Below are 6,760 nucleotides of genomic sequence, written 5' to 3' on the forward strand. Positions count from 1 at the left end.
TTGAGCTTGCGCAGCGCGTCCGGCAGCGACCGGAGCATCTGCTTGGGGTCCAGCAGGCCGCCGCCGACCCGGCCCTTCCTTGGGGCGGGGGCGCGACCCGGCGCTTCGAGCGCGGGTGTTGACATGTCAGTGAATTCCTTCTGCGAGCGGCCCGAGCGCCAGAGCGGGGAGGAAGGTGAGGCCGACCAGGATGATCGTGACGCCGACCACCATGCCGACGAACTGGGGGCGGTGGGTGGGCAGCGTGCCCGCCGAGGCCGGAGTGGGCGACTGCCTGGCCAGCGATCCGGCCAGACCCAGCACGAACACGATCGGCAGGAACCGGCCCAGTGCCATGCACAGGCCGAGCGCGACGTCGTACCAGGGAGTGTTGACGGTGAGACCGCCGAACGCCGAACCGTTGTTGTTGGAGGCGCTGGTGAAGGCGTAGAGCACCTCCGACAGGCCGTGCGCGCCGCTGTTCAGCATGCTCGCGCGCTGTTCCGCGGACCCCATCGCCAGCGCGGTGCCGACCAGCACGAGTACGGGGGTGACCAGGAAGTACATCGACGCGAGCTTGATCTCGCGTGCGCCGATCTTCTTGCCGAGGTATTCGGGGGTGCGCCCGACCATCAGACCGGCGACGAAGACCGTGATCACCGCGAGGACGAGCATGCCGTACAGGCCCGCGCCCACGCCGCCGGGCGCGACCTCGCCCAGCATCATGTTGAACATGGTGATCATGCCGCCGAGCGCGGTGTAGGAGTCGTGGAAGGAGTTCACCGCGCCAGTCGAGGTGAGCGTGGTGGCGGCGCCGAAGGTGCCGGAGTTCGCCACCCCGAACCTGACCTCCTTGCCCTCCATCGCGGCCCCGACCGCCTGCGGGACCGTGCCGTTGTGCGCGATCTCCAGTCCGGTCAGCACGCTGACGCTGGTGATGGCCAGCACGCCCATGACCGCGACGATGGCGTACCCCTGTCGCTTGTCACCGACGATGCGGCCGAAGGTGCGTGGCAGCGCGAACGGCAGCATGAGGATCGCGAAGATCTCGACCCAGTTGGTCCAGCTGGTGGCGTTCTCGAAGGGGTGGGCCGAGTTGGCGTTGTAGAAACCGCCGCCGTTGTTGCCCATCTCCTTGATGATCTCCTGGCTGGCCACCGGACCACCGGTGATCGCCTGTTCCCCACCGGCCAGCGTCGTGATCGTGTGCGGATCGGCGAAGTTCTGGATCAGGCCGCCCGCGACCAGGACCAGGGCGCCGACGAAGGCCAGGGGCAACAGGACGCGGATCGAGCCGCGGACCAGGTCCACCCAGAAGTTGCCCAGCTCATCGGTCTTCTTACGGGCGAAACCGCGGACCAGCGCGATCGCGACCGCCATGCCGACCGCGGCCGACACGAAGTTCTGCACGGCCAGACCGGCCATCTGCACCAGGTGACCCATCGTGGACTCACCCGAGTACGCCTGCCAGTTGGTGTTGGTCACGAAGCTGACCGCGGTGTTCCACGCGATGTGGTCGGGCACCGGGGCGAAGCCCAGCGAGAGGAACAGCTTGTCCTGCAGGCGCTGGAAGGCGTACAGGAACAGGATCGAGACGGCGGAGAACGCCAGCACGCTGCGGGCGTAGACGGTCCAACGCTGCTCCGTGTCGGGCTGGACACCGATCAGGCGATAGATCACCCGCTCGAAGGCGTAGTGCCGGGTGCTGGTGTAGACGCGGTACATGTAGTCGCCGAGCGGCCGGTGCACGACCGCGAGGGCGACGACCATGGACGCGATGAAGACGATTCCCGCTGCGGTCGGCGACATCAGAACCGCTCCGGGAACAGCAGGGCCGCGACCATGAAGATCACGAGACCGATGGTCACGACCAGGCCGGTCGCGTTGACCGCGCTCACAGCCGCTCCACCGCCTTCACGACGAGCCCGAGAACCGCGAAGATCGCGATCGTCAGGGCGACGAAGATGACGTCAGCCATCCCCAACTCCTCAGATGCCGGATAACGTGCCTCGAGCCGCCCAGATGGACGGCCCGAGGTAAGCAAATCGCGGGTTTTGGGAGATTTCGCGCCTTCTTGACGGCTTTCCTACGCCGCCCGGATGATTATTGACAGCATTCCTACGCCCACGGTCGACGGGCGATCCGCCGCGCACGACGCCGGGTTCTCGCGCTCGGGGATACCGTCCCGCGACCGCCGACCGGCCGCATGACGGACCGCCCGCATGACGGACCGCCCGCATGACGGACCGGCCGCATGGCCGACCGCGAGATGACGACCGCTAGATGACGACTGCCGAGGCCGCACCGGCACACCCACCCCTCACTGAACCGTGTCGGCGGCGGCGATCGACGTGGCCCGGCGCTTGAGCCTGGCGTCGGCCACGAGGACGGCCAGGGCGAGGAGCGAGGCCGCGGCGGCGGCGATCGGCAACGCGGTGACGTGTCCCTTCTCCACGATCACTCCCCCGAACCCGCCCGCGACCGCCGACCCGATGTGCATGGCAGAGGAGTTGAGCGAGATCGCCACGGCCGAGGCCCTCGGCTCCAACCGCAGGATGCGGGCCTGCTGCGGCACCGGGACCATCCAGGCGGCGAGAGCCCACACGCATACCGCCACATAGGCGCCCGGCAGGCTCCGGGCGATCGCCGTGAAGGCGACGAGCGCCACGGTGACCCAGATCAGCGCCACCGACAGCACTCGCTCCGGGCCGAATCTGTCGGTGAACCGTCCCGCGAACGCGTTGCCCGCCAGTCCCGCGACGCCGAAGACGATCAACAAGGCCGCCAGCTGCACGACGGTGATCCCCGCTGTCTCCGCCAGCAACGGCCCCAGATAGAGCAGGACGGTGAATCCGGCGCACTGCGTGGCCGCGCTGACCGCCAGCAGTCTCAGCACGCGCGGGTTGCGCAGCACGCCGACCCGCTCGCTCAGGCCGATCACGCCGTGTCCGGAGATCACGCCCAGTCCCCGGAGCAGGCCGAGCGTCGCCACCAGCGCGAGTACGGAGATCATGACGAAGGCGGCCCGCCATCCGACCGCCGCGGCAAGCAGGGTGCCGAGGGGAACGCCCAGAATCGCGGCGGCGGAGAATCCCATGGTGACCACGGCCAGTGCCCTCCCGGTCCTCTCGGGCGGCGCGATCCGGGCCGCAGCGGCCATGGCGGCCGGGGTGTAGAGCGCGGCGGTCAGCGCCGCCAGGACGCGCGAGCCCAGCAGCAGCGGATACGACGGCGCTGTCGCGGACACGAGATTGGCAACGGCGAAGCCCGCAAGCGCCCAGGTGAGCAGCCGTCGCCGGTCGACGTTCGAGGTGACGACCGCCAGGACCGGCGCGCCGAAGGCGTACGCGACAGCGAACACCGTGGCGAGCTGGCCCGCTGTGGCCACGGACACGTGCATGTCGCTCGCGATGGACGGCAGGACCCCGACGATCAGGTCCTTGTCCGTCCCCACCACGAACACGGCCAGAGCAAGGACATAGACGCCGATCGGCATGCGCAACACCGTTCACTCAGGAAACACATCGCCGACCATAATGAAACGGCGTTCCGCCATGCGTAAAGCTCTCGCGGTCGGATCGGGCGACCCGCGGATCGTGGCCCCAAGATCGCGAGCCGTAGATCAGCTCCCGGCATTGACCTTCGGGAAGCCGGACTCCATTCCGGGGGCAAGCCTCAACCAAGCCATCAACGGAACCGCATCGACACCGAGACCTTCTTCGAGCCGGCCCCCGGATCGGACCCGTCGAACGAAGCCAGGGCCAGCGCCGGAAACGGAGCCAGGGCCAGCCCCGGAGCCGCCCAACTGGGTTCGGGCAGCCTCCGAGCTCTTGGGCCAGACCTTCGCATCGGCCACCTGGCCTGGCCCCGGGAAGTCGAACTCATTCTGGGGCGACATACGAAACAGCCCACGAGACAGCCCACGAGCGGGATGCAGTGTGATCACCAGGGCAGGGCTCCAGGGCCCCCTCTGGGACAACTTCCGGGTCGAGCCCGGATCGGCATGCCGTTCAGCACGACGGTCAGCACGACGGTCGCACGGCCTTCAGCGCAGCGGTCGCACGGCATTCGGCACGGCGGTCGCGCGGCGTTCGGCACGGCGCGACGGACGGGTCGTGATCGAATTCCCCCTTCCATAGGCGCACTCCGGCCCACCCCCCAAGCGGCATCGGCCCTTGACATAAATCTGAAGTTCTGGATGCTTTTCCTCTCGTTTGGTCCCACCTCTTTCTGAGAAGAACACGAATGGATGGTGGGTCGCGAAAGGAAATACCGACCGTGCCTGATGCCGAGAGTTCGCCGGATTCCATCGAAGAGTTGGAACTCGATTCCAGCGTGGACAGCATAATCAAGGCCGGGGAAATCGCCACTCGTTTCGCCCGCCGGGTCGGGCTCAATGAGGACGACTGCTACCGTCTCGGCCTGGCGGTCCACGAGGCCGTCGCCAACGCCGTCATACATGGCAACCGGTACGCACCGGACAAGAGAATCCACCTGCGGATTTCCGCCAGACCAGACCGCGTGACGGTGACCATCCGCGACGAAGGCGAAGGGTTCGATTCAAGCAGCGCCGCCGACGTGCCGATCACTGGGAGTCTGAGCAGGTCAGGTCGTGGGCTGCTGCTGATAAGGGAACTCGTCGACGAACTGTACGCGCGTCACCACGACGCCTTGCCGGGCACCGAAGTGTGCCTGACGAAACACGTCCGCCACTGAACCACCCCACCGAAGAAAGGATCCCGCAATGCCTCAGTTGACCTTGACCGAGCGTCGGAACGGCGACGTCACCGTGATCGACGCGGCCGGCAAAATCGTCATCGGAGACGGCAGTGTTCACCTCCGAGAGAGCGTACGCAACCTGCTGGACAACGGGCACAAAAAGATTCTTCTCAACCTCGGCGGCATTTCTTATGTCGACAGCTCCGGCATCGGAGAGCTCATTTCCTCCTACACGACCACCAATAACCACGGCGGGCAGTTGAAGCTCGTCAACCTGACCCGCAAGATCCAAGATCTTCTGATGATCACCAAGCTGCTGACCGTATTCGAGACCTACGACAACGAAGAGGAAGCGGTGCAGAGCTTCCGCTGAGGCTCGCCGTCTCCGGCTGGGAATCAGCGCACGGAAAAGGCAGGACCGGCCGCCACGCTGTCAGGGACGGCCGGTCTCCTGTATTGCCGACGCGTTCTCCGTGAGGATGCGCCGCTCGAACACCTTCACGAGGTGGGTGACGCGCGCGAAACGTGTCAGCTCATCCTCGGGGACTTCCTGGTCCGGCCCTTTCCAGACGATCAGCGTGGCCAGTCGAAAGATAAGAGCCCGCACGAGCATCTGAAGCCGTTGGTAGCCAGTGAGAAAGGTATCGACGAGCTCTGACCCGGCACCGTGGTACAGGAGCCCGTCGGCGACGACGATGGCATCGGCGTAGTCAGCCGGCCGCCAGTATGGCGAGAAGTCGATCACGGTCGGGCTCTGGTTCGGATGGAACAGCACATTGCCCGTCAGGTCACCGTGGATGAGCTGTTCGGGAGCCTCGACGGGCCTTCTGAGCCCAAGTAACCCGGACAGCTGCGCCTCGGCGTTAGTCGGCAGCGATTGGGACATCTCGCTCCAGGCGATGCGATCAGCGATTGCCCATGAATGGTCGCGGCGATCGAGAAAGTCGGGCCGCGGCACATCCCGCAACTCCCTGTGAAACGCTTTGCTGACGGCAAGCAGCCACGCCCATCTGCCCGCGGGGCCCGCCTGACCAGCCAGGAATTCCGAAGCCGTCCACCCATCAACCACGTAAGCACCATCGCGGGAGCGACAAGGACGAGGGACTCGGAACTCCGCCGCCTGCAATCCCGCAAACAAGCGCGCCGACCACTCGGCCTCCTCCCGGTTGCCCGCAGGCTTCACGACCGCATCACCGACGCGGAAACTCTGCCCTTGCCCGCCGGGAAGCGGCCGGACTACTCCGGCCAACTGGAAAGCCGCCAGCACGCTCGCCGGTGGTTCGGCAACAGTCCTCAAGGCCATGCCGGAAATCGTGTCAGATCGCCGATTCTTCAAGCGCGTGATTTTCACGTCGACGATGTGAACCATCGGATTGGCCATCTGGGCGAACCACAGAGTCGGGGTCGGAGCTGGGTTGGTGTCGGGGCCGGTGTCCGTAGGCGCTACGACGGGGGCTTGCTCCGGCCGGCCGTGATAGTTGCGATCAGGTGCATACCGCTGTCGCGGTCGCGGGCGCGGTGGTTGCTGGCACGGTCTTACGCCGGCCTCCACAAACCCCCGCCTCCGCGCCCCGCTCTCCCGCCGTATCCCCCGCGGAGGTGACCTCCAGGCCGAGGATCTCCCTGCAGCCGTCGATGTTCATGCTGGGGGCCCATCCGAACGCATGCTCCCGGCCGCTGTGCCTTTCGTGCCTCGCGGCCTATCCGAATGCATGCTCCCGGTCGCCGTGCCTTCAGTTCCCCTCGGCCCATCGGGGGCCGAGGCAGGTGCGGCGGCTCAGTGGGAGCCCTCCCCCTTCCTCTTCCCCTGGCCGTGGCCGTGGCCGCGCGCCTGCCCCGTAGCCGTGGGTGGCGTCCGGCGGCCGTCGCCTCTCGGTAGCGGCCCGGGCCCCAGCGGTGGGCTTGCGTCTTCGGCTCTGGAGCCCGGCGAGATCACCAGCCAGGTCTGCCAGCCTGTGGCCTTGACCACGTGCGGGATGGCGGTCCCTGTCCCTATCCCTGTCCCTGTCACGGTCACTGTCTGCGGGCCCAGGCGCGGGGGCGGTGTTTGGGATAGCGGTGG

Annotated in this window: 6 protein-coding genes; 2 read left to right on the top strand and 4 right to left on the bottom strand. The window is 66.9% G+C overall.

The annotated features are described in order from the left end of the window. Window positions 1–126: 126 nt before the first annotated feature. The 3 genes from kdpA to IMZ11_RS41425 form a co-directional block, all read right to left on the bottom strand. The gene (gene kdpA / locus IMZ11_RS41415; RefSeq protein WP_228648876.1) at window positions 127–1,788 is read right to left on the bottom strand and encodes a potassium-transporting ATPase subunit KdpA; all 1,662 of its coding nucleotides are present in this window, start codon (window positions 1,786–1,788) and stop codon (window positions 127–129) included. Next, window positions 1,788–1,877, bottom strand: a complete 90-nt coding sequence (gene kdpF / locus IMZ11_RS41420; protein ID WP_228648878.1) for a K(+)-transporting ATPase subunit F — start codon at window positions 1,875–1,877, stop codon at window positions 1,788–1,790. The genes kdpA and kdpF overlap by 1 nt, the downstream gene beginning before the upstream one ends. Before the next feature lie 422 nt (window positions 1,878–2,299). After that, a complete protein-coding gene (locus IMZ11_RS41425) occupies window positions 2,300–3,475 on the bottom strand; it encodes an MFS transporter (protein ID WP_228648880.1) in 1,176 nt (391 codons plus the stop codon). Between the two features lie 782 nt (window positions 3,476–4,257). Here IMZ11_RS41425 and IMZ11_RS41430 point away from each other — a divergent pair. Further along, entirely contained in the window at window positions 4,258–4,695 is a 438-nt protein-coding gene (locus IMZ11_RS41430; protein ID WP_228648882.1) for an ATP-binding protein, read from the top strand. Between the two features lie 28 nt (window positions 4,696–4,723). Continuing rightward, window positions 4,724–5,071, top strand: coding sequence for an STAS domain-containing protein (locus tag IMZ11_RS41435; RefSeq protein ID WP_228648884.1), 348 nt, complete (start codon window positions 4,724–4,726; stop codon window positions 5,069–5,071). Between the two features lie 60 nt (window positions 5,072–5,131). Here the strand turns inward: IMZ11_RS41435 and IMZ11_RS41440 are convergent, their stop codons facing one another. Then, window positions 5,132–6,079, bottom strand: a complete 948-nt coding sequence (locus IMZ11_RS41440) for a TIGR02569 family protein (RefSeq protein ID WP_228648887.1) — start codon at window positions 6,077–6,079, stop codon at window positions 5,132–5,134. Window positions 6,080–6,760 lie beyond the last annotated feature (681 nt).

The sequence above is a fragment of the Microtetraspora sp. AC03309 genome (assembly GCF_020826795.1).
Lineage (GTDB): Bacteria > Actinomycetota > Actinomycetes > Streptosporangiales > Streptosporangiaceae > Microtetraspora > Microtetraspora glauca.

Coding starts and splice junctions, on each gene's coding strand:
- kdpA (WP_228648876.1), bottom strand. CDS start 1,788: ATGTCGCCGACCGCAGCGGGAATCGTCTTCATCGCGTCCATGGTCGTC.
- IMZ11_RS41425 (WP_228648880.1), bottom strand. CDS start 3,475: ATGCCGATCGGCGTCTATGTCCTTGCTCTGGCCGTGTTCGTGGTGGGG.
- IMZ11_RS41435 (WP_228648884.1), top strand. CDS start 4,724: ATGCCTCAGTTGACCTTGACCGAGCGTCGGAACGGCGACGTCACCGTG.
- IMZ11_RS41440 (WP_228648887.1), bottom strand. CDS start 6,079: ATGGCCAATCCGATGGTTCACATCGTCGACGTGAAAATCACGCGCTTG.